At 60.7% G+C, this 21,687-nt stretch carries 19 protein-coding genes; 6 read left to right on the forward strand and 13 right to left on the reverse strand.

Going from position 1 to position 21,687, the window contains the following annotated elements; all coding sequences use genetic code 11:
* Positions 1-174: 174 nt before the first annotated feature.
* Both AB6N07_RS07580 and AB6N07_RS07585 read right to left on the reverse strand, forming a co-directional pair.
* Positions 175-2,250, reverse strand: a complete 2,076-nt coding sequence (locus AB6N07_RS07580) for an autotransporter domain-containing protein (RefSeq protein WP_370677194.1) — start codon at positions 2,248-2,250, stop codon at positions 175-177.
* Positions 2,251-2,707: 457 nt separating this feature from the next.
* Entirely contained in the window at positions 2,708-4,516 is a 1,809-nt protein-coding gene (locus tag AB6N07_RS07585) for an oleate hydratase (protein ID WP_370677195.1), read from the reverse strand.
* Positions 4,517-4,994: 478 nt separating this feature from the next.
* Here AB6N07_RS07585 and AB6N07_RS07590 point away from each other — a divergent pair, with 478 nt between their 5' ends.
* Entirely contained in the window at positions 4,995-6,083 is a 1,089-nt protein-coding gene (locus AB6N07_RS07590; protein WP_370677196.1) for an AI-2E family transporter, read from the forward strand.
* A gap of 34 nt (positions 6,084-6,117) precedes the next feature.
* Here the strand turns inward: AB6N07_RS07590 and AB6N07_RS07595 are convergent, their stop codons facing one another.
* Together AB6N07_RS07595 and AB6N07_RS07600 are read right to left on the reverse strand one after the other, a co-directional pair.
* Positions 6,118-7,329: an MFS transporter gene (locus tag AB6N07_RS07595; protein WP_370677197.1), complete on the reverse strand. Its 1,212-nt coding sequence runs from the start codon at positions 7,327-7,329 to the stop codon at positions 6,118-6,120.
* A 70-nt stretch (positions 7,330-7,399) separates the two neighbouring features.
* Positions 7,400-7,846: a VOC family protein gene (locus AB6N07_RS07600; RefSeq protein ID WP_370677198.1), complete on the reverse strand. Its 447-nt coding sequence runs from the start codon at positions 7,844-7,846 to the stop codon at positions 7,400-7,402.
* 251 nt (positions 7,847-8,097) lie between these two features.
* Between AB6N07_RS07600 and AB6N07_RS07605 the strand changes: the two genes are divergently transcribed.
* On the forward strand, positions 8,098-8,562 hold the full coding sequence (locus AB6N07_RS07605; RefSeq protein ID WP_370677199.1) for a MarR family winged helix-turn-helix transcriptional regulator: 465 nt from the start codon (positions 8,098-8,100) through the stop codon (positions 8,560-8,562).
* Between the two features lie 219 nt (positions 8,563-8,781).
* Here the strand turns inward: AB6N07_RS07605 and AB6N07_RS07610 are convergent, their stop codons facing one another.
* Positions 8,782-9,282, reverse strand: coding sequence for a GFA family protein (locus AB6N07_RS07610; RefSeq protein ID WP_370677200.1), 501 nt, complete (start codon positions 9,280-9,282; stop codon positions 8,782-8,784).
* Between the two features lie 221 nt (positions 9,283-9,503).
* Here AB6N07_RS07610 and AB6N07_RS07615 point away from each other — a divergent pair, with 221 nt between their 5' ends.
* Entirely contained in the window at positions 9,504-10,232 is a 729-nt protein-coding gene (locus tag AB6N07_RS07615; RefSeq protein ID WP_370677201.1) for a sce7726 family protein, read from the forward strand.
* Here the strand turns inward: AB6N07_RS07615 and AB6N07_RS07620 are convergent.
* From AB6N07_RS07620 to AB6N07_RS07650, 7 genes are all read right to left on the reverse strand, one after another.
* Positions 10,229-11,278, reverse strand: a complete 1,050-nt coding sequence (locus AB6N07_RS07620) for a hypothetical protein (protein ID WP_370677202.1) — start codon at positions 11,276-11,278, stop codon at positions 10,229-10,231. The genes AB6N07_RS07615 and AB6N07_RS07620 overlap by 4 nt on opposite strands.
* A 17-nt stretch (positions 11,279-11,295) precedes the next feature.
* Positions 11,296-11,796: an ImmA/IrrE family metallo-endopeptidase gene (locus tag AB6N07_RS07625; protein ID WP_370677203.1), complete on the reverse strand. Its 501-nt coding sequence runs from the start codon at positions 11,794-11,796 to the stop codon at positions 11,296-11,298.
* 11 nt (positions 11,797-11,807) lie between these two features.
* On the reverse strand, positions 11,808-12,206 hold the full coding sequence (locus AB6N07_RS07630; RefSeq protein WP_370677204.1) for a hypothetical protein: 399 nt from the start codon (positions 12,204-12,206) through the stop codon (positions 11,808-11,810).
* 246 nt (positions 12,207-12,452) lie between these two features.
* The gene (locus AB6N07_RS07635; protein WP_370677205.1) at positions 12,453-12,839 is read right to left on the reverse strand and encodes a DMT family transporter; all 387 of its coding nucleotides are present in this window, start codon (positions 12,837-12,839) and stop codon (positions 12,453-12,455) included.
* A 39-nt stretch (positions 12,840-12,878) separates the two neighbouring features.
* Positions 12,879-13,403 carry an N-acetyltransferase family protein gene (locus tag AB6N07_RS07640; protein WP_370677206.1) on the reverse strand — a complete coding sequence of 175 codons (525 nt, stop codon included), beginning with the start codon at positions 13,401-13,403 and terminating at the stop codon, positions 12,879-12,881.
* Positions 13,404-13,496: 93 nt separating this feature from the next.
* Entirely contained in the window at positions 13,497-14,063 is a 567-nt protein-coding gene (locus AB6N07_RS07645) for a helix-turn-helix domain-containing protein (protein WP_370677207.1), read from the reverse strand.
* A gap of 211 nt (positions 14,064-14,274) precedes the next feature.
* Positions 14,275-15,294: a LacI family DNA-binding transcriptional regulator gene (locus tag AB6N07_RS07650; RefSeq protein WP_370677208.1), complete on the reverse strand. Its 1,020-nt coding sequence runs from the start codon at positions 15,292-15,294 to the stop codon at positions 14,275-14,277.
* Between the two features lie 531 nt (positions 15,295-15,825).
* Between AB6N07_RS07650 and AB6N07_RS07655 the strand changes: the two genes are divergently transcribed.
* From AB6N07_RS07655 to AB6N07_RS07665, 3 genes are all read left to right on the forward strand, one after another.
* Positions 15,826-17,208 (forward strand): PTS transporter subunit EIIC, encoded by a 1,383-nt coding sequence (locus tag AB6N07_RS07655; RefSeq protein WP_370677209.1) that lies wholly within the window; start codon positions 15,826-15,828, stop codon positions 17,206-17,208.
* Between the two features lie 128 nt (positions 17,209-17,336).
* The gene (locus tag AB6N07_RS07660; protein WP_370677210.1) at positions 17,337-18,794 is read left to right on the forward strand and encodes a glycoside hydrolase family 1 protein; all 1,458 of its coding nucleotides are present in this window, start codon (positions 17,337-17,339) and stop codon (positions 18,792-18,794) included.
* Positions 18,795-18,809: 15 nt separating this feature from the next.
* Positions 18,810-20,261 (forward strand): glycoside hydrolase family 1 protein, encoded by a 1,452-nt coding sequence (locus AB6N07_RS07665; RefSeq protein WP_370677211.1) that lies wholly within the window; start codon positions 18,810-18,812, stop codon positions 20,259-20,261.
* 260 nt (positions 20,262-20,521) lie between these two features.
* Here AB6N07_RS07665 and AB6N07_RS07670 read toward each other — a convergent pair whose 3' ends face one another.
* A complete protein-coding gene (locus tag AB6N07_RS07670) occupies positions 20,522-21,295 on the reverse strand; it encodes a helix-turn-helix domain-containing protein (RefSeq protein ID WP_370677212.1) in 774 nt (257 codons plus the stop codon).
* Positions 21,296-21,687: the final 392 nt, after the last annotated feature.

Genomic DNA, 21,687 nt, shown 5'->3' on the forward strand with positions numbered 1-21,687 from the left:
CCAAACCTCCTCGCGGCCTCCAGTCGTATTTCTCTTTATATCGTAGAGCTTTACGTTGTCGCGAAAGTACCCAGGGGTGATGCTGGCCGCCACACCACGAGCATTTTCGCGCCTGATATTGCGACCGTGCCGCGCGGGAAAGGTGTGGGGTGGAGGGGCACCGATGGCCCCTCCTCAGAACGCCAGTCTGGCCTGCAGGTTGCCGGCGACGCCCTCGCGCTGGCCGACGTAGCCCTGGAGGCCGAGGTCGACCGACAGCGGCAGGTCGTCGGATGGTTTCAGCGTCAGTCCCACTTCCAGGATGCCAGTGTCGCCGCTCATCGACGGGGCGTCGATGGCAAAGCCGTTGGTGGTGGCGCGGGACTTGCCGTCGAACTCATGCTCCCAAGCCGCCCCGGCATAGGGGGTGACCTTGTTGGACAGGGCGTAGGAGAGGCGGGCGCCGAGGCGGGTGCGCTCGGAGGTCACCGCGTCGAAATCCACCGTTTCGCCGGTGGTGAGCTGAACGCTGTCGCTGCCAAGGCGCGACCACAGATACTTGCCGCTGACATCGACCGTCGTCGCTTCATTGACGGTCCAGACATAGCCGACGGCGGCGCTGGCGCCGGCGTAGAGCGATGAGGTGTCGTAGCCGGCCGCGACGCCGCCGGAGGTCAGGTCGGCGCTGTCGAAGCTGGTGTGGGCGCTGCCAAAGCGGGCCGAAGCCTCGGCATAGGCGTGTCCTGGTCCCGCCGCGTCGAAGTCCATGTGGCCGAGCAGGCCGCCACCGACATAGCGGCTGTCGCCCTCGCCATGCACGTTGCCTGAGGAGAAGCCGTTGTAGGTGTCGTAGGAGCCGCTGCCGAATTCGGCAAAGGCGCCGGTTGTCAGGCGACCGACGGATAGGTCGACCCCCTTGGACAGGCCAGCCAGCAGCGACACGCCATCAACATCGACATGCGAGCCGGTTTCCGTGCGGATGGAGCCGCCGGACACCGCGCCAAACGACGACCAGCCCGCCTCGGCGGCGCTGATGGCATTGGCCATGCCCTTGCCGGACGCAAGGTCGGCGCCCTGGTTGACGAAGGATGCGCCGGAAACGAAGCCTTCGGACAGCGCCTTGCTCTGTTCGGACACGCCGACCGACTGAACGGTGGCGGTCAGGTCATTGGCGTCGGCGCTGATGCCGAACACGTATTTCAGCGTCACGCCCAGCATGCCCGACCCGGTGGCCGTGTCGTTGAGGCCGGCTGTGGTGATCAGCGTTCCTGCGTGGATCAGCGTGACGCTGTCGCCAACGGCCAGGGCCGAGGAGGCGCCGTTGATGCCGACGTTGACGGTGGAGGATGTGCCGCTGCCATTGGTCAGATCGGCCGTGCCCGTCACGGTCAGCATGGTTCCGCCAGCGGTCAGCGTCGTCGGCAGATAGAAGTTGAGGTACTCAAAATTTGCCAGCTCACCGACGGTCAGGCCAGCGGTCTTGAGGTTGAGCGTGTTGCCCGAGAACAGATCGCCGGAGCAACTGCTGTGATCGCAAAAGCCTCCGTAGAGTATGACGCTGCTTGAGATCGAGGGCGTGCCGCTGATCGTAACGGTATTCCCAGTCGCCGTGGTGGAATTCGTTGCGCCTCCGGCAATCAAGGGGGAGTCTATCGTGCCACCGCTGATGTCGACCGTATTTCCCGTTGCAGAAAGCTCCGCGTATCCGCCTGCGATGGCGCCGTTCAACGTGCCGCCAGTGATGGTCACCGTATTGCCGGAAACGGTGCCGTTTTCGGATACACCACCGATGACTGTGTCCATGAGCGTGCCGCCGCTGACCGTCACGGCGTTGTTCGTGGCGGAGCCATTGTCGGAATAGCCGCCACGGACAAAGTCTTTCGTCACGGCGCTACCGCTGATGGTGATCGTATTTCCGATGGCATCGCCGTCCCTGGTCGCGCCACCATAGACTTTCGACCAAGCCGTGCCGCCGCTGAGGCTCACCGAATTGCCGATGGCATCGCCGCTTGTGGTGCCGCCACCACCGAGAATGCCATGGACCTGAGCGTTGCTGTCCATCACAACCGTGTTGTTGCTGGCGTCAACGGAAGGATCTGTCGTGTACCCGCCATACGCATCGGCGGTCACATTGGCGTTGGTTGTGAGTGTCAGCTTGTTATTGGAAGCGCTGGGACCATTTGCGTTCACACTGCCGACGTAACCGTTGTTGACGACGACTTCCCCCGCCCAGGCATGGCCTGCCGGCAGCGCCATGGCCCCGGCAAGCATGGCAATGACCGAAACGGCAGATTTCAGGCCATGATGCAGCCTCGGCAAACAGCTTATGGTCGACACGCTTTCAGCCCCCAGAATGCTCGATCCGCGTGGCCACAAGGCCGTAACTCAGCGATCAACGACCGCTCGTACTGCCAACCCGCCAACATCGGTTGATATGATGCTCCGCGTCTGGCCCCCCGCCAGTTCGCCCACGTTCCGAGTTGCAATCTTTCACAATTCTCGTTGTTCGTCATGTGCTGAAGTCGAATTTATATATATAGTGCAAGTACTTATATTCGTATCGAGGTGACGTCGCGGAAAAGTGGCGGTGACCAAGATCGCCGGTTCGGCGACACCGGGCGGATCCGCCGGCGGCCAGATGCCGAGGACGCCGGCTCATGGAACTGGACCCTCGCTTGGTTTGGGAAAGCGCGCGAGGGCCCTCGGCTTGTTCCGCACCCGCGCCGGCTTATTTCTCCAGGGGATACTGGGGATGCAACACCGACACCTTGTCCGGCACGCTGCGATCGTGGCCCTGATAGAGGTGCGGGAAATGCGGCACGCCGTTCAGGAACGCGGCGATCTTGGTTTTCAATCCGAACAGCAGGAACGGATTGACGCTGGGAATATCGGCCTTGGTGAACTCGCCGCTGACGCCGAGGAAGCGCCGCGCGTGGTCGACGGCGCAGCGAATGTCGTATTGCGAGGGGTAGACCTCGGGCACGTCGCGGGCGAGTTTCGTCAGCGTATAGACCGCTTCCATCGCCGTGCGGACGGAGGTCTCCACCGTGAACACCGCGTCGTCCTTCACCTCGACGAACTGGCCGATGAAGCCGAGATTGGTGCAGCCCTTCGGCACGACCGCCGGGCGATCGGTCACTTTGCGCGGCATGAACTGGCTGTTGATATACGGCATCACGCAGGTGGAAACCGACATGTGCTTGAACAGCTCGTCTTTCATCTCCAGCAAGCCGAGGTGGTAAAGCACCTCGGTCATGATCTCTTCGCCCGTGCAGTCCAGCATTGTTTTCTTGACGTAATTTCCGATGCGTTCGCTGAACAGGCCGTTGCCCCACAGCACTTCCTCGTCGTCGGCCTGGCCCGGATAGAATGGCTTGTGGTGTAGGATGAGGCCGATCTGCCAGGCGGAGTCCTTGATGGAGATGGCGCCGCCGGTTCCCGCCTTGCTGCCCGTCAGCACTTCGAGCCTTGCCACGAATTGCGGATAGCCCTTGATCGTCGGGAAGAAGGAAGCCCACATCGTCTTGTCGATGTTGCCGATGAACTTCTGTGGCTGCCCGAATTTCTTGTGCTTCTTGGCGAGCCGTTCCCACAGCGTGAACACGCCTCGGTCTTGCGTCGAGCGGTCGATTGGGGCAACCGTCTGGTTGTCGCCATAGCCGGAGTTCTGCGTCATGGAGCCGTTGGTCACGAAGACCAGATCGGTGGGCGCGATGGCAACCGAGGTGTCGATTCTGTTTTGCTTCAACTGCAAGCGTTGCACCGCGTTGCAGGCCGGGTCGAGATCGATGTTGGTCACCGGGCAATCGCTGACGATTTTCACGCCTTTGCCCCTTAGCCAGACCTCGATCGGTTTGATGATCGCGTCATATTCATTGTATTTCGTGTGGAGGATGCCCTCCAGGTATTCGATGCGGAAGTCGTTGGGCGCAAAGCGCGTCATATAGCGCCTCAGTTCCATGACGCTGTGCCATGGCTTGAAGGCCAGCATCGTATGGAAGCACAGCCAGAAATTACCTTTGAACAACGCCGAGTCCGTGCCGAAATAGTCCTCGATCGTCAGGTCCTCGAAGCCTTCCTCCGGCGACGTCAGCAGATGGAACATCTTGGCGTTGACGCTGGCCGGCAGTTTGAAATCATGGATGTCTTTTGCGATGAGCCCCTGCTGTACCAGGGCGCGGCATTCCGAATGGATCGGCTCGTCCTTGTTGAAATCGACGATGTCGTCGAGCACGCTGCGGCCCGGCCGCTCGAGAGATGGCACCTTGCTGCACAGGTACCAAAGGCACTCCATGTAGGGCTCCAGCTCGCGTTCGCCGCGGTTCTGGTAGCCATTGGGCGTGCGCACGCCGTCCATCGAGCCGCCGACCACCGGGAGCTTTTCGAAGATGGTGATGTTTTCGCCGGGCATGCCGGCGTCGTCGGTGAGAAATGCCGCCGCCGCCAGGCCGGCAACGCCGCCGCCGACGATATAGGCCTTGCGCGTTTCGATGCCGTCAGGCTTCGCAGCGCGATACATGGTTTTATAAATATTCATGGTGCTGATGAACCACCCTTGTTAAGCCAGTTCTGCCGAAAATGAGATTTTTCCGAGCAAATCCCGGCAGATGGCACAGGCGAGCATTGTAGGGCGGGAGGATGTTGCCGGGGGAGGATCGGAAACCACTCAGAGCCTGACCCGAAACTCTACTGGGGCGGGCACCTAGCTTCGAATTCTGCGCTTCCGGTGCTCACGGACAGGAAGTCCGCTCCGCTCCGGTTCTCGAACTCATCGCTATCTGCCACCCCCCAGCGAGCTTCGGGTCAGGCTCCAAGAGCCCGTCGCGAACCCAACTGGTATGGGCACCAATGCAAGGCAGGAAAGCACCTTACGAAGCCGTCCGAGAAAAGCTACAATCATCAGGCAGATCGTTCCGCCAGTTGCCACGCTCTAGACAATAAAAATGGCGGTCAGCGCTCGATAAAACGTATTTTGGCGGTTCTTTATTGTTCCTCTTGTCTTGACTGGAGCGCTGGTGCGCAATCTTGAAAATAAGACATTCCTTCTGCTGACCGTCGCCGTCACGCTTGCCTTTGCTTGGGTGCTTTGGCCGTATTACGGCGCCATATTGTGGGGCACGGTGGTGGCGATCCTGTTTGCGCCGCTGAAACGCCGCCTGCTCGCTGCCATGCCGGGCAAAGCCAACCTGGCGGCATTGGCGACAATTCTCCTTGTGCTGCTGATCGTCGTCGTGCCTCTGGTTCTCGTCTCCATCGCGTTGGTGGATGAGGCGGCGGCGCTGTTTGCGCAGGTCAAATCCGGCGAGATCAATTTCGGCGTCTATTTCCAAGCGGTGTCCGACGCGTTGCCCGCCTGGGCAAAGAGCTTCATGGCCCAGTCGGGGCTCGGCAACTTCGGCGCCGTTCAAGACCGGCTGAGCGGCGCGCTGACGCAGGGGAGCCAATATCTGGCGACCCAGGTCATCGGCATCGGGCAGTCGACGTTCGAATTTTTCATGAGTCTGGCCATGATGGCCTATCTGGCCTTCTTCCTGATCCGCGATGGCGACAGTCTGTTCTTGCGCGTCAAGAACGCGGTGCCGCTCAATCCGGAGTACAAGCGGGCGCTGTTTGCCAAATTTGCCACCGTGGTGCGGGCGACCGTCAAAGGCGTCATCCTGGTGGCGGTGCTTCAGGGCTCTCTGGGAGGGTTGGTTTTCTGGATGCTCGGCATTCACGCGCCGCTGCTTTGGGGCGTGCTGATGATGTTCCTGTCGCTGTTGCCGGCCATCGGCGCCAGCGTGGTCTGGGTTCCGGTGGCGATCTATTTCTTTGCCACCGGCGCCATCTGGCAGGGTGTCGTGCTGCTGCTGTTCGGGGCGTTCGTCATTGGCCTCGTCGACAATGTCCTGCGTCCGGCGTTGGTCGGCAAGGACTTGAAAATGCCCGACTATGTGGTGCTGATCTCAACGGTCGGCGGCATCAGCATCTGGGGCCTGAACGGCCTGGTGATCGGCCCGGCGGTCGCCGCGATGTTCATCGCCGTGTGGGACATCTTCCCGACGTCGCAGTCCGGAGAAAGCCGCGACCCGCCGGCCGATGGCACCGGCAATCCGCCCGCCTGATCTCGCCTTCGCGCGCCGCTTGCTCAGAGACGCCCTATGCCGGCGCCATCTCTCCCCGCTGCCTTGCGGGGAACGGGCGGAAGCCCATCAGGATCAGCGTGGCGGCAAGGCCCATGCCGCAGGAGGCGATATACATCAGCGCGTAGCCGTTGAAGTGGTCGTAGATCATGCCGCCCAGCAGCGGGCCGGTGGACATGCCGAGGCTGCCGGCCATCGCCGTGCCGCCCATGATGGTGCCCATCATCTTCAGCGGGAAGTTCTCGCGGATGATCACCGCGTAGAGCGGCATGGTGCCGGCGTAGATGAAGCCGACGATCATCGCCACCGCGTAGAAGCCGCCGAGCTGATTGACGAACGAATAGGACAGCACGCCGAAGGCCTGGGCCAGCAGTCCCAGCACGAGCACGCGCTGCGCGCCGAACCGGTCACCGGCGAGGCCAAAGCCGATGCGGCCGAACATGCCGGCCAGCCCCTCGACGCTGTAGATCGACACGGCGGCGATCATCGGAATGCCGCAGGTAACGGCATAGCTCACCGTGTGGAAGATCGGGCCGGAGTGGGTGGCGCAGCAGAAGAAATTGGCCAGCATCAGCGTGATGAACTGCGGCGAGACGACGGCTTGCCGCACCGTCATGCCGGCTTGCGGCTCGTCGGCCATCATCTCGGCGTGTCCGGCCTCCAGCGCCGGTGGCCGGCGCACCAGGAACGACGCGGGGATCATCAGCACGGCGGTGAGGACGGCGATGATCAGCATGGCGCCGCGCCAGTCATGGCCGGTGACCAGCCAGGCCGCGAAGGGCGCCATGGTGAGCGGCGCCATGCCCATGCCGGCCGAGACGAGCGAGACGGCGAGGCTGCGCTGGGTGTCGAACCAGCCGGTGACGCAGGCCATCATTGGCGCAAAGACAGCGGCGGTGGCCACCCCGACCAGTAGCCCGAACGTCAGCTGAAACTCGATCAGCGATGTCGCCCGGCTGGCCAGCGCCAGGCTGAGCGCCAGCACCACCGACCCGGTCAGCACCACCGGCCTTGGCCCGAACCGATCGGACAGGCCGCCCCACACCATGCTGGCCACCGCCATGGCGAGGAAGCCGATGGTCATCGCCGTGGAAATGCCGGTGACCGACCAGCCGGTCTCCTTCGACATGGGCTGCAGGAACACCGGCAGCGAGAACATGCCGCCGATGGCCACGCAGCCCAGAAGGCCGCCCGCCGCGACGATCACCCAGCGATAATTGTTACTCATGGTGTTCCTCGTGGGCGTCCGCCCGACTGTTGTTGCGCCTCGAAGTGCCTGATATCGCTTGCTTTCCCGGTCAGCCCTGCTTTGGTTTCCAATCCGCCGAGGGCATGACGTTGATCATCCAGGGGATGCCGAACTTGTCGATCAGCGAGCCGAAGCCCGGCGACCAGAAGGTTTCCTCGAACGGCATCACCGCCTTGCCGCCCTCGGACAGCTCATTGTACCAGCGCTGCCCCTCGGCCTCATCTGTCGTATGCAGGGCGACATCGAAACCGTTCTTGGGCTTGTCGATGTTCTTGGCCCACTGGACATCCATGTCGGAGCCCATCAGGGCCTGATCGCCCACCTGAAGCCAGCAATGCATCAGCCACGTCTTGTACTTCTCGTCGTGTATCGGCATGTCCGGCGGGGCGTCGGCATAGGGCATGGCGGCGATGATCTTGCCGCCGAGCACCTTGGCATAGAACTCGAACGCCTCGTGGCACTGGCCCTGGAAGCTCAAGCTGGTCACGATCTTCATGATGGTCTCCTCTCCGAAACCGGGATCGCCTTTGTCTGGAAATGCTGTCACGGGGCGCCATGCCCCCAGATTCATTTGCTGGAGCAGCCGCTTTTCGATCGGGTTGGTTCAACCTGATCGGCGGGTGCTCTGGCGAACGCGGTCCTGCCCTCCGCGCCCTGTTCGCCGCGCCGATATCGCCTGCGATATCCATTGACGCGTCATCCTCTACGTTGATATCAACGTAAAAATACCCTGGATGTCAACCCCAAATGCAAACGCCTATCAATCCCGGCTACGAGACGACCATTCTGGTGCGCGACACCTGCCTGTGCCTGCATGCCCAGCGGGCGGCGCGGGCGCTGGCCCGCCGCTTCGATATCGCTCTGAAGCCGGCCGGCATCACCAGCGGCCAGTTCTCCCTGCTGATGTCGCTCAACCGCCCGCATCCGCCGAAAGTCGGCAGCGTGGCGGCACTGCTCGCCATGGACAGAACGACGCTGACCGCCAACCTCAAACCGCTGGAGCGCCGTGGCTTCGTGGAAACGGAAACCGACCCGACGGATAAACGCGCCAAGCTGTTGAGGCTGACGTCGGCCGGGAGGGAGGTGCTGACCGAGGCGGTGCCGATCTGGAAGGCGGTTCATGCGGAGATTGAGAGGGGGCTGGCGGATGCGGAGAGGCTGCGCGGGGAGCTGATGGTGCTGAGTAGAGGGGAGGGTGGTGTTGCGGGGTGATCGAAGCGGCGGCGCGTTCTCAAGGCAGCGGAGCCCTATATGAACCCCGCGCCCCTTTCTGCCTGAGGTCCTCGCCTGCGCGAGGATGACAGCTTTATATTGAGGTATGCGGCAAGCGATGCGCTAATTGATTGTTTTATATAACCTACCTGTCATCCCCGCGAAGGCGGGGACCTCAGGCAGAATAAAGCGTTCGGCCAATATAGCGCTCCCCCAACATCACCCCTCCCGCCCCTTTACCTCCCACTCGCTGGTGTCGTGATCGGGGTGCTGGTTGTTGCTCGCCTTGATCGCCGCCGCCCAGGCGGCGCCATTGCTCTCGGTCGCCCCCGTATTCTCGATGTCGGTGATCGTATCGAACCACGCCACCATGTTTTCAGTGCAGATATTGGCGTGCGGCGGGAAGGCGTTGGGATCGTCGAGCGTGCCGATCATCAGGTTGGTGCGGCCGTTCTCAACGTGATGGAAGAACAGCGGCGTGCCACAGTTGGCGCAGAAGCCGCGCTCCACCAGCTCCGAACTCTTCCATACGCTCGGCTTGCCGCGCGTCCAGCTGAGCGCCTCATCGGGCGCGGCGACCAGCGCGGAAAAGATGTTGCCGGTGGCCTTCTGGCACATGCGGCAATGGCAGACATGCGAGTTGTCGAGCATGGCGGTGGCGCGATAGCGCAGAGCGCCGCATTGGCATCCGCCGGAGACTACGGTGTCGATGCGGTTCATGGGGGGCTCCTGGTGTGGGTGGGGCGGCTGGAAGGTAGGTTATCAAGCGATGCGAGAATTTGTGTCTGCAGAGTCAGCTCGAAGGGGTGTTTGAGCTAGAGCTGTTGCGAATGCAATCCAAGGGAGTGTAATTTGAAATTGAACAACTTAAGGGGAGGCGTTAATGATTTGTTCGGCTAGTGGCATTTATCGTGGCTAGGTGCGTCACTGCAGGCTGCAAAATGAATACTGATAAATATTATGAGTCACATATTAAGTGTGACTTTCTTAATTATCTGAGGGCGCGAAGGACAATTGGTGCGCGTTCTGTAATCGCATCCGAGTATGTGTTGGGGGCTACTGGACGTCGTGCCGATTTGGCGATTTATAACGGATCAAGATTCATCGGCATCGAAGTGAAAAGTCAGTACGATACGTTGCTGCGATTGCGCGACCAAATAAACGCTTATATTTCTTGCTTCGACGATGTCATGATCGCTCTTGACGAGCGCCATGTTGAAGAGGGCTTGGAAATAGCGCCTGTCGAGGTTGCTGTGTTTGAGGTGGGGCGAAGGGGTGATATCAGACTGCGGCGCCCGGCGGCCGGCGAACCCCAGGTCAGCGCCAAAGTGCGCTTGCAGTTGCTCACCATGCAAGAACTAAAGAAGCTTTTGGGTTATGGGGTCAGTGCGCCTGTGAAAAGAAGCTTGCTTCTTGAGCGGGCTGAAACGCTCTCAAAAAATGCTGTCCGTGGAGCGGTGGTGGACGCGTTTAAGGAGACTTTTTCCGACACATCCGCAGATTTTTGGCGGCAGGTGAAAGGGAAGCGCGTCACATTGGACGCCCTGGGCTGTCTTAGCCGCTATGCCTCGGAGCGAGTGATTTCGCGCGAAAAGGAAAACGAGAAAGCTAGGTTCTGGGAATCCTGGCAGAAAGATGCGGCTGCCGTTCTACGGGAAGTGTCCGCCTAAAGGTCTGTCCATTCAATCTCTGCGGGCGCTTCGGGTGCACCTGCTTGCATATACATGTGAATGTTGACTCTAGCCGCCGTTGACATTTTCGGTGAGTAGATGGCGTTCTCTTCGCCTGCTGCTGTTCTCTTGATCATTTCGGTGCCCCAAATACCTAGATCACTCCACTCGGGGCAATTAGTCGCACGAATAGCCGCAATCCTATAAGCATCGTCCCGATCTTCCTCCTCCGCCTCTCGGAAAAACTTCCATTTAGCTGCTAAAGCATTATCTATGCGAGGAGCGGGAGAACCTCCTCCCCCATTTTGCTTTTCAGCTCTTACGCTTGCTCTATCACAGTAGATATTATTGCTGTAGCCAATTACTTCCGCCACATGGGTGTAAAATCTACGCTCAAATATCTCCTGCTCGACAATATCAGTAAATGAAGTTGGGAATGTTGATGCAGACACCGAAATAAAGCAGTCCGGCAACTGGGCTCTGATTGCTCTGCAGGTGGCCACAGCTACTAAGGCCTTTGTAAGAATTTGCCTATCTTGTCTCTGGAAGTCCAATATGAAGTATACGTCGTCATTGTAAGAGTACGCTCTGAATAACTGAGCTATATTCCCTGCTAAGCCAAATATCTGTTCATGCAGGCGGATAACCACGCCACGTCCCATAGCCTTAAAGGAATGGATCTGGGGCGCGATTGATCTTGGGTCTGAGAGCTGGAGAGCGGGAGTAAATGACTCATTTTCGTCAATAAATGCTCTCCACGCGGCGTAGCCATCTGTGGCGTCTCTTAAGGAGTCAAATACGTCATGAACCGGACGCCGATTCCCATCAAAGACTTCATCCGTAATATCAGTGATGATCGGCTTTCCTGCCGTACTAGCAGAAACCTTCGCGAGGGTACTTGGAAACTCCTTTGCAGTTGTCCAGGGTTGCAAAACTACAAGCGGCAAAATTCCTGCTTTCACGTGGGGCGGGAGTTCTTCAAGAGCCTGCATTTCAGACGGTCTGACGCCAATTATAGGCACGTAGTGAAAAGCGCTGAAGTCCATCCGCCTTGCCTCATAGGTCACGGTATGCCCAACCGAATCTTCATAGCAGCTTCCGAGACATTGAATTTATCAGCAAGAAAACCGATGACGTTATCAACCTTAAGTGTTCTTGCTCTGTCCATCCACTCATCAACAAGATTTTGCGGCATTAATAGATCGGCTGCGATGCGATTTGCCTGCGCCTCTCTTCGGTCAGACAGCGAAGAGCGGTAGAGAACGTCATCAGTGATCCCATTGCCAATTTCATCGCGGTGTAACAGAAAGTGCCCGATTTCATGGGCAACGGTAAACCGCTGACGACGAGCGGAATCGTTACGGTTAACTTTGATAATGAAATGTCCCTCGTTTTCGGGATCTGGGCGAATTTCGCCAGAAATGCCATTTGGCAAGGTCGTTGCGATGACCTTTATACCAAGTGCATTAGCAATCGCCGAGAGGCGGATAGGCGCGCCATCCTGGTTTTCCTGGATGGTCCTAATAGTTTCATGACCTAAGGACTGCCATTCGCGGCTCATCATTTGTTTTCTCCTTAGTCGGTGAATGGCTTCTCGTCGCCGGTTTGCTCTCGGTCCGCGCGCTGTGATGCGTCGTTTAAAATGATGCTGTCTATGCGATCTACCAAGACTTTGTGCAGTTCACCCTGCCGAAGTTGATCTGTAACGTGTTGGATGATCGCCGCCTCAATCTTCGCCGCGAATGGGCCTTCTTGAAGTAGCTTCTCAAGGTGGCTTTTTGATGCAGTCTCGGTCATCTTCTGGAACTGTGAGTATCCCCATAAAGCGAGAATTCCAATAAATATCGCGAGGATCGTTATCACGACGGTCACGGCTGTAAGCATAATCGTGATAAAGTCCGTATATGACATGCTGATATCCTGCATCTGCTCAGGCTTTACTTTTAAGGTGACTAAGCTGCCGACTGTGATCATTGTCCCCAGCAACATTCCCGCTAGGAAAACTGGGAAATGATCAGACCGTTGATACGCTCCCATATATCGAATCCCTATATATTTGTTCTCATTATGTTCGCTATTTCGATTTTGACAAGTCGTAAACGATCTTAGCGAGAACACGCCTGCTGCTTGTCATCTGGCGGACGGCCTATCATAGAAATTAGTGCGTTGTGCGGTCGCGTGGCTATCCGGGCCAGCGCCAAGCTGAGGCCCTGGTAACCACTACCCCCTCGCCACCAGCACGGTCCCCACCCCAAGCATCACCGCGCCCACCAGCGTCGCCGCATCGATCCTCGCGCCGCCCGTCCTAATCGCGTCGGCTACGAGGTCGCCGATCAGTTGGCTTGTCACCAGCACCGAGATGGTCGCGCCGGCGCCTAGCCGCTGGTAGCCGATCAGGCTGGCGAAGACGAAGAAGGTGCCGAGGAGGCCTGGGATGAGGCTGCGCCAGCTGAGGGCGGCGGTGAGTTCTCCGAAGCCGGCCGTGCCGGATCGGGCGGCGAGCAGCGAGAGAAGCAGGGTTAGGCCGACCACCGAGTTCAGGGCCATGGCGATGATCGGCGTCGAGGTCGCCGCCGAGATCTGCGGCATGAGGAGGTTCTGGATCACGATGGCGCCACCGGGAGGCGATCAGCAGGTCGATGACCATCACTTCAGCGGCGCATCCGGGCTGGCTCGCTCATCCAGCGTCAATTGCAGGAAGGCGAGGTCGAGCCATTGGCCGAACTTCATGCCGACTTGCGGCAGCAGGCCGACCTCGGCAAAGCCGAGCTTTTTGTGCAGGCGGATGGAGGCGGCGTTGCCGGCTTCGATGCCGGCCACCATGGCGTGCTTGCCGATGGCACGGGCGCGGATGATGAGGGTGTGCATCAGCGCCTCGCCGATGCCCTGGCCGCGCCGATCGTGCCGAACGTAGACCGAGTGCTCGACGGTGTGGCGATAGCCGTCGTGCGGGCGCCAGTCGCCGAAAGTGGCGTAGCCCAGCACGGCGCCGGCCTCGTCCAGGGCCACCAGCACCGGATAGCCCTGGCGCTGCCGGTCGGCGTGCCAGGCGGCGCGGTTGGCGATGTCGACCTGGGTGTCGTTCCAGATGGCGGCGGTATGCACCACCGCGTGATTGTAGATATTGGCGATGCCCTCGATGTCGGCCGACGCTGCGTCTCTGATGTCCAAGATAGTCTCCGTTCGTCCACTATGTGATGACGAAAATCTAATATAGTGGACGATCGAAAACAAGACCGATGTGGACAGGCGCCGGCAGAGCGGTCAGCGCTGCTTCAGCAAGGCGACCGCGTAGGTGCAGGCGTGGGGAGAGTCGTTCTTGAACACGCAGTCGGCGGGCGGGCCGAGCTCCAGGCAGTCGCCGGCGTGCATCTCATGGCGCGCCGCGCCTTCGATGAAGGTGAGATCGCCATCGAGCACCCAGATCAGCTGGCGCAGGAAGGCGTAGGCCGAGGCGGGCATCGGCACTTGACGGCCGGCCGGCAGCGTCACCTCGACGATTTCCATCGGCAGATCGGAGCGGGGCGACACCTGCCGGCGCAGATAGCCGGTGTCCGGGTCGGTCCACAGCGGCTGATCGTCCCGGCGGATGAGACGGCCCTCGGGCGCCTCGGCGCGGGCCATCAGCGTGGACATGCTGAGGCCGAGTGCGCCGGATAGCTTGCCCAGGAGGTTGGCGGTGGGGCTGCTGTCGCCGCGCTCCACCTTGTGGATCATGGCGCGCGACACGGAGGCCTTTTCGGCCAGCTCGGTCAGCGACCAGCCCCGGCTCTCCCGCTCGATGCGGATGCGGGCGCCGATGCGGCGGTCGATGTCATTTTCTTCGCTCATTCGTCCACGATAGTGGACGGAGGGGGAGGGGGCAATGGGCCTCTCTTCCCCGATCGTCTGTTCGTCCCAGAGCCTGACTCGAAATTCGCTGGGGTGCGGCAGATAGCGACGGCTTCGAGAACCGGAGCGGAGCGAACTCCCTGTTCGTGAGCACCGGAAGCGCAGAAGACTAAGCTAGATGCCCGCCCCAGTAGAATTTCGCGGCAGGCTCTCAGGCGCGGGCCGTCGATTCCCGAATGATCAGTTTCAAGGGCGGCAGCGCGATGGACGGCGTCCGGTTCTCGATAAGGTCGAGAATGCCGCGCGCGGCGAGCTGGCCCATCTCGAACAGCGGCACATGCACGGTGGTCAGGGGCGGCACCAGATAGCGGCCGGCCCGCGTGTCGTCGAAACCGACCAGGGAGACGTCGTCCGGCACGCGAATGCCCCGCCGGTGCAGGGCGAGCAGGGCACCGCTCGCCGACTGGTCGTTGGCCGCGAAAATCGCGCTGAAGGCCGCGCCGCGTTCGAACAGCTGCGCCACCGCCGCCACCCCGCTCAGCTCTATGTAGTCGCCTTCGACCACCAGGCGAGGGTCAAAGCCGATGCCGGCTTCCACCAGCGCCTGCCGGTAGCCGGAAAGACGGCGGATCGCGCTGTCGCGCTGGATTGGGCCGGTGATGTGGGCGATGTGGCGGTGCCCCTGCTCGATCAGGTGGCGGGTTGCCAGATAGCCGCCGCGCTCGTTGTCGATGGTCATGCCCAGGGCGTTGGGCTCGTTGGGAACCTGACCGAAGGTGAGGATCGGCACCTGGTGGGCAAACGTGGCAACGTTCTCAAGCGGTGTCGACGAGGACAGGATGATGATTCCGTCGACCCGTCGCGACAGCAGAAGGCGGATGCTGTCCATCTCCTCGCTCTTGTCGAAATGGCTGACGACGATCAGCGCGGCGTAGCCACACTCGGACAGTTCCTTGTCGATTCCATACAGCGTGTCGCTGAACGAGTTGCCGACCATCAGCGGCGTGACAACGCCGATGGTCATCGAGCGTCCGCGCTTCAGTCCCTGGGCCAAGGCATTCGGCGTGAAGTTGAGCTGTTCGATCGCTCTTTCCACGGCCTGTTTCTTTTCCTCGGAAACCCGGCCTTTCTTGCTGACGACGCGAGAAACGGTGCTGGTCGACACGCCCGCGAGATCGGCGACTTGCGAGAGCGTCGTCTGTCCTGTCGGCGCCGGTCTGCTGTCACTCATAAGCCCAACAACTCCTTGGCGGGGCGTCGTCCGCCGGCTGGTTTTTCTGGCCCGCGCCGTCCGCCGCCGCCGGGAAGCGGTGGCGGCCTGAATTGGACGCCAACACTATACCCTTGCCGGGGAAAAACGAAGAATGGCTGATGCATCGCGGTCGCGATACCTCTCTGGTGCTCGGGGTCATCACCTACCCGGCCGTCCTGAGTGTGACAATTCTTGACAACGTTCTCAAGCGTAAATATCTTGCCTTTCAAGAGGGGGTCTTGCAGGGGAATCTTTAAAAAGTATCGTTTATCAATACGATAAAAGAATCATCCGGAGATAACTTCTGGTTTGTATCTCGTCGTTTCGTGGCGCCAATGAGGCGATCAGTTTGACAGCGTTATCACGTCTGAAGCTGATCCGGCTGCGATCTGAGGGAGCAACAGAGGACATAAACACGCACTCATCTGCCGATGGGTGCGCGGACGTCGCTTGCATTCGGGGGGAGTGACGCCTGGAGGAACCGTGCCCCCTTGCGGTGCGAGTAAACCAATGGACAATCGTCAGCTTGCAGAACAGATACTTGCCGGGGTCGGAGGCAGTCAGAACGTCGCTTCTCTCGTCCACTGCGCAACCCGACTACGCTTCAACCTGAAAGACGGGGCCAAGGCCAATCGAGACGGGGTCAAGGCCACGGACGGCGTCCTGGCGCTTGTGGAGGCCGGCGGCCAGTTCCAGGTGGTCATCGGCAACACGGTGGGCAAGGTCTACGAGGAAGTCGAAAAGCTCATGCAGGCCGAGGCGCCGGTTGCCAACGCGTCCGCTTTGGGCGCCGAGGCGGCTTCGTCCAAGCCGGCGAAAAAGCCCAAGGGCGCGTTCGTCGATATCGTCTCCGCCATCTTCGCGCCGTTTCTCGGCATCCTTGGCGCCTCGGGTATCCTGAAGGGCCTGTTGGCGCTGCTGCTCATTCTTGGCTACATCCAGGACACGACGGCGACCTATCAGATCCTCTACGCCGCCGCCGATGCGATCTTCTACTTCTTCCCGGTGGTGATCGGTTACACCAGCGCCAAGAAGTTCGGCGGCAACATCTTCCTGGGGATGATGGTCGGCGCCGCGCTGATCTATCCGTCGATCATCGAGCTGGCCAAAACGGGCGGCAGTCCGACCTTCCTCGGCTTGCCCCTGGTTCTGATCAACTATTCCGGCTCGGTCATCCCGATCATTCTCGCCACCTTCGTGCTGTCCAAGTTCGAAGTCGTGCTCGATCGGATCTTCCCGAGCGCGGTGCGCAACTTCCTGACGCCCTTCGTCTGCCTCGTTGTGGTGGTGCCGGCGACCTTCCTGGTCATCGGGCCCGCCGCCACGTCCATCGGCTCGGCGCTGGCGTCGGCCTATCTGGCGATCTATGGGGCGAGCTCCATTCTTGCCGGCGCCGTCATGGGCGCTTGCTGGCAGGTGTTCGTCATCTTCGGGCTGCATTGGGGCTTCGTTCCGATCATCTTCAACAATCTCGGAGCGTTTCACCAGGACACGCTGCTGCCGCTGCTCATGCCCGCCGTATTGGGGCAGGTTGGCGCCACGGCCGGCGTTTTCATGCGGACCCGGGACGTCAAGCTCAAGGCAATGGCCGGTTCCGCCTTTGCCGCCGGTGTGTTCGGCATCACCGAGCCGGCGATCTACGGCGTCACGCTGGCGCGCAAGATGCCGTTCATCTGCGGCTGCGTCGGCGGCGCCATCGGCAGCGCCATCGTGGGGGCGAGCCACACGGTCGCCTTCTCCTTCCTGCTGCCCTCCGTGGTGTCGTTCATCTCGTTCATTCCGACGACCGGTATCGACGGCTCGGTGATCGGCGCGGCGATCGGCGCGCTGGTCTCCTTCTCGATTGCCAGCATCGGCACCTATCTGTTCGGCCTCCCGGCCGACGAGCGGTAAGCCGCCAACCAAAGACCCCCGGGAGGCATCGCCTTCCGGGGGGAAAGGCGCGAGCCGGCAGCCGGGGCAACCAGGCCTTTGGCGGCCGGCTCTCCCGATCCATCTGGACACAACCGAGATACGCTGGCATGGACCACAAACAACTCGCCGCCTTCCCCGAGGGCTTTCTCTGGGGCGCCGCTTCAGCGGCCTATCAGGTCGAGGGGGCCTTCGATGCCGACGGCAAGGGGCCGTCGATCTGGGACGTGTTCGCGCACATTCCTGGCAAGACCTACAAGGGGTCCAACGGCGATATCGCGGCCGATCACTACCATCGGTTCGAGGAAGACGTGGCGCTGATGGCCGAGCTCGGCCTCAGCGCCTATCGCTTTTCGGTCGCCTGGTCGCGCATCCTGCCGGATGGGCGGGGCGAGGTGAACGAGGCGGGCCTTGCCTTTTACGACCGGCTGATCGACGCGCTGAAGGCCGCCAACATCGAGCCGGTGCTGACGCTTTATCACTGGGATCTGCCGCAGGCGCTGATGGAGGCCTATGGCGGCTGGGAATCGCGCGAGGTGATCGCCGATTTCGACCGCTACGCGCGCATCCTGTTCGAGCGCTTCGGCGACCGCGTGAAATACTGGTGCACGCTCAACGAGATGAGCGTCGATTTCCAGCGCGCCTATCTGCTCGGCATGCATCCGCCGGGCGTTTCCTCGCCTGAGCGCTTTTATCAGGCGGTGCACATCGCCCATCTTGCCAACGCGACGGCGATCCGCTCCTTCCGCGAGCTGGTGCCCAACGGCCTGATCGGTCCTGTCTTTCCCTATTTCCCCGGCTATCCGGCCAGCAGCCGGCCGGAAGATGTTCTCGCCTGCGAGGACGCCGAAGAGTTCCTGCAGCATTGGTGGCTCGACCCTTACGTGTTCGGGCGCTATCCCAAGGCCGCCCTCAAGTGGCTGGAGGAGGAGGGCCTGGCGCCCGACATCCGGCCCGGCGACGCGGAGATCATGGCGTGGTCCCGCCCCGACTTTCTCGGCGTCAATTACTATTTCTCGTTCTGTTACGAGGCCAACGGCCGCGACGGGGTCACCCAGGCCGCCTTCAACACCACGGGCGTGCGGGGCACCACGCCGTCCGCCGGCGTTCCCGGTCTCTACCGGACCAGCCCCAACCCGTTCGTCGCCACCACCAACTGGGACTGGACCATCGATCCGGTCGGCCTGCGCATCGTGTTGCGCAAGCTGAACAGCCGGTACGGCCTGCCGATGCTGATCACCGAGAACGGGCTGGGCGAGTTCGACAAGATCGCCGAGGACGGCGCGATCCACGATCCCTACCGCATCGACTATCTCGCCCGACACATCGAGCAGTGCCAGCTGGCGATCACCGATGGCGTCGATCTCCTCGGCTATTGCGCCTGGTCGTTTACCGACGTTCTGAGTTGGCTCAACGGATATCAGAAGCGCTACGGCTTCGTTTACATCGACCGCGACGAGACCGACACGCGCGATCTCCGCCGCGTCCGCAAGGACAGTTTTAGCTGGTATCGCCAGGTGATCGCCACCAACGGCGCCGACCTCGGCGACGCTACAGCAGCGTCCTGACGGTTGGTGGGCAGCATGACGACAATGACAGGACAGCCGACAATGACGACACCGAGCTTTCCCAAGGGGTTCCTGTGGGGTGGGGCGATTGCCGCCAATCAGGCGGAAGGTGCCTGGAACGAGGGCGGCAAGGGCTTGTCGCTGTCCGACCTGACGCGCGGCGGCCTGCTGCACGACAAGATGGATCCGGCGGTCGACCCTGGCGCTTATTACCCCTCACACGAGGCGATCGATTTCTATCATCGCTATCCCGAGGACGTGGCGCTGTTCGCCGAGATGGGCTTCAAGTGCCTCAGAACCTCGATCGCCTGGAGCCGCATTTTCCCAAACGGCGACGAGACCGAGCCCAACGAGGCGGGCCTTGCCTTTTACGACGGTCTGTTCGACGCGCTGCTCGCCAAGGGCATCGAGCCGGTGGTGACGCTGTCGCACTATGAAACGCCGCTGCATCTCATCCGGACCTATGGCGGCTGGGCCGATCGGCGGTTGATCGGCTTTTTCGAGCGCTACGCCCGCACGGTGTTCGCCCGCTATGCCGGCAAGGTGCGCTACTGGATCGGCTTCAACGAAATCAACATGGCGCCGGTCATCCCGCTCGCCGCTGCGGCGCTGGAGCTGGACGACGACCTGTCCCCGGCCGACCGGCAGTCGCGGCTGTTTCAGGCCGCCCATCATCAGTTCGTCGCCTCGGCGCTGGCCAAGAAGGCCTGTCGCGACCTGGTTCCCGGCGGCCAGATGGGCTGCATGCTGCAGCTCGGCGGCATCTATCCGGCCACCTGCAAGCCGGAAGACGTGTTCGCCGCCATGCAGGTGCGCCGCCGTTCGTTGTTTTATTCCGACGTGCTGCTCAGGGGCGAATATCCGAACTTCATCTGGCGCATGCTGGAAGAAGCCGGCGCGCGGATCGACATCGCCAATGACGACCTCGAGGTCCTCCGGGCCTACCCGGCCGACTATCTGAGCTTCAGCTATTATTTCACCACCACGTTTGCCGACGGCATGCCGGTTCTCGGCAACACCGGCGGCATCGATGGCAAGCCGAACCCTTACCTCGAAGCGTCCGCCTGGGGCTGGCCGATCGATCCCAAGGGGCTGCGCTATGTCTGCAACGAGGTGTGGGACCGCTATCGCAAGCCGCTGTTCGTCGTCGAGAACGGCCTTGGCGCCGTCGACGAGGTCGGGCCGGATGGCAGCATCGAAGATGACGCGCGCATCGCCTATCTCGACGCTCATTTGCAGCAACTCGCCGAGGCGATCGCCGACGGCTGCGGCGTCATCGGCTACACCTGGTGGGGCCCGATCGACATCGTCAGCGCCGGCACCGGCGAGATGAAGAAGCGCTACGGCTTCATCCACGTCGACAAGGACAACGACGGCAAGGGCACCCTCCAGCGCCGCCGCAAGAAGAGCTTCCACCACTATCGGCGGATCATTGCCAGCAATGGCGCGTCAATTCTTGAGACGTGAGAGGCTGGCTGGAGCGGCTTTGATCGTCGGGCCGGAGGGGTGGGAGACCTATATTGGCGTTCCGCTCTTTTCGGCCTGAGGTCCTCTGCCTGCGCAGAGGAAGACAGATTTATATTAATGAAAACAAATATATAAACTGTCCTCCTCTGCGCAGGCAGAGGATCTCAGGACGGTGGGGCGAGCGGGATATATCGATCGCCCCGCCCAACCCAACCCCGCCTTCCGATCGATCAGCAGCGCGATGAGGTCCGACAGCACCGTCAGTCGTCGCCGTCGCGCCAGATGCGCATCGTTTCCTTGGGGCACTCACCGACGATCGCGTAATATTCGTTGCTGAATCTGGCGATGTTGCTGAAGCCCCACTTGGCCGCCGCGTCCTTGATGGAAGTCGCCTTGCCGGAAATCAGGTCGCGTCGCGCGCCCTCGATGCGGCCGGTTTTCAGCAGCGTATGGGGCGAGGCGTTGAGGTGCTTGCGGAAGCCGTCCTGCAGGGCACGCACGCTGATGCCGAGGGCGGTGGCGAGGTCGTGGATGGTCAGCGGCACCGTCTGCACGTTGATCAGGTCGACGGCGCGCATGACGTTGCGCTTGGATACGGTGACTTTCTCGACCGTCCCCCGATCGAGCCCGGCAGCGAGCAGCTCGGCGATGGCGACGATGGCGGCGTCCTGGATAAGCCGCAGGCTTGTTTCGGAATAAGTATACTCCGCCTGGCCGGCGAAATTTTCCCGGTATCGATTGGCGAGGGCCTGCATGAGATGGCCAAAACCATCGCCGGTTGAGAAACGGACGATACCCGACCAACCGCTGGGGTTGCTTTCAGTGTATTTTTGAACCGTCGCATCGAAGATCGATCTTTTGATTTTGATCTCCGACATCGCGGTCGATTTTGCCGTCGCATAGCGGAAAGCGTGGTTGGGCGTAAAGACAAAGCCGACGCTCTGGCCGAGTTGATAATCGCCGCTCTTGGTCTGAATGTCGAACCCACCGCGCGACCGGGTTTTGATGAGAATGTCATCGTTGTCGGACTTCATCGAATAACTCTCGCCGCCGCTCAAATCGGCGTCGCTGAGCGAGAAAGCATCGTCTCCAAAGTTGGATGTTTTGAAACTGAAACCGGTATTGGGCGCACCCTCTATTTCAACCTTGGAGCCATAAATATTCTCTAGAATATATTTCAGTTCATCAACATTTTGATAAATGCTTTTAAAGCTCTTCAGGCCGGACTCTCGGTTTATGCTGCCCATGTCTCACCGCATTTTTGATCTAATAAGTATTATAAATCATACTAACACTCGAATATCAGATAAGGGTGGCAAAAATGGCCGGGTCCTTGCCTCCTCTTGGTGTGATTCGAGAATTCATATGTGTTTGATAAAAAAGGCGATGCATAGCGGGTGTCAAGGCAGGTGCAGCGCATGAAATT

The sequence above is a fragment of the Pleomorphomonas sp. PLEO genome, from assembly GCF_041320595.1.
Taxonomy (GTDB): domain Bacteria; phylum Pseudomonadota; class Alphaproteobacteria; order Rhizobiales; family Pleomorphomonadaceae; genus Pleomorphomonas.

Coding starts and splice junctions, on each gene's coding strand:
- AB6N07_RS07670 (WP_370677212.1), bottom strand. CDS start 21,295: ATGAAGTCCGACAACGATGACATTCTCATCAAAACCCGGTCGCGCGGT.
- AB6N07_RS07630 (WP_370677204.1), bottom strand. CDS start 12,206: ATGATCACAGTCGGCAGCTTAGTCACCTTAAAAGTAAAGCCTGAGCAG.
- AB6N07_RS07625 (WP_370677203.1), bottom strand. CDS start 11,796: ATGATGAGCCGCGAATGGCAGTCCTTAGGTCATGAAACTATTAGGACC.
- AB6N07_RS07610 (WP_370677200.1), bottom strand. CDS start 9,282: ATGAACCGCATCGACACCGTAGTCTCCGGCGGATGCCAATGCGGCGCT.
- AB6N07_RS07655 (WP_370677209.1), top strand. CDS start 15,826: ATGGACAATCGTCAGCTTGCAGAACAGATACTTGCCGGGGTCGGAGGC.
- AB6N07_RS07595 (WP_370677197.1), bottom strand. CDS start 7,329: ATGAGTAACAATTATCGCTGGGTGATCGTCGCGGCGGGCGGCCTTCTG.
- AB6N07_RS07580 (WP_370677194.1), bottom strand. CDS start 2,250: ATGCTTGCCGGGGCCATGGCGCTGCCGGCAGGCCATGCCTGGGCGGGG.
- AB6N07_RS07585 (WP_370677195.1), bottom strand. CDS start 4,516: ATGAATATTTATAAAACCATGTATCGCGCTGCGAAGCCTGACGGCATC.
- AB6N07_RS07660 (WP_370677210.1), top strand. CDS start 17,337: ATGGACCACAAACAACTCGCCGCCTTCCCCGAGGGCTTTCTCTGGGGC.
- AB6N07_RS07600 (WP_370677198.1), bottom strand. CDS start 7,846: ATGAAGATCGTGACCAGCTTGAGCTTCCAGGGCCAGTGCCACGAGGCG.
- AB6N07_RS07650 (WP_370677208.1), bottom strand. CDS start 15,294: ATGAGTGACAGCAGACCGGCGCCGACAGGACAGACGACGCTCTCGCAA.
- AB6N07_RS07665 (WP_370677211.1), top strand. CDS start 18,810: ATGACGACAATGACAGGACAGCCGACAATGACGACACCGAGCTTTCCC.
- AB6N07_RS07645 (WP_370677207.1), bottom strand. CDS start 14,063: ATGAGCGAAGAAAATGACATCGACCGCCGCATCGGCGCCCGCATCCGC.
- AB6N07_RS07605 (WP_370677199.1), top strand. CDS start 8,098: ATGCAAACGCCTATCAATCCCGGCTACGAGACGACCATTCTGGTGCGC.
- AB6N07_RS07615 (WP_370677201.1), top strand. CDS start 9,504: ATGAATACTGATAAATATTATGAGTCACATATTAAGTGTGACTTTCTT.
- AB6N07_RS07620 (WP_370677202.1), bottom strand. CDS start 11,278: ATGGACTTCAGCGCTTTTCACTACGTGCCTATAATTGGCGTCAGACCG.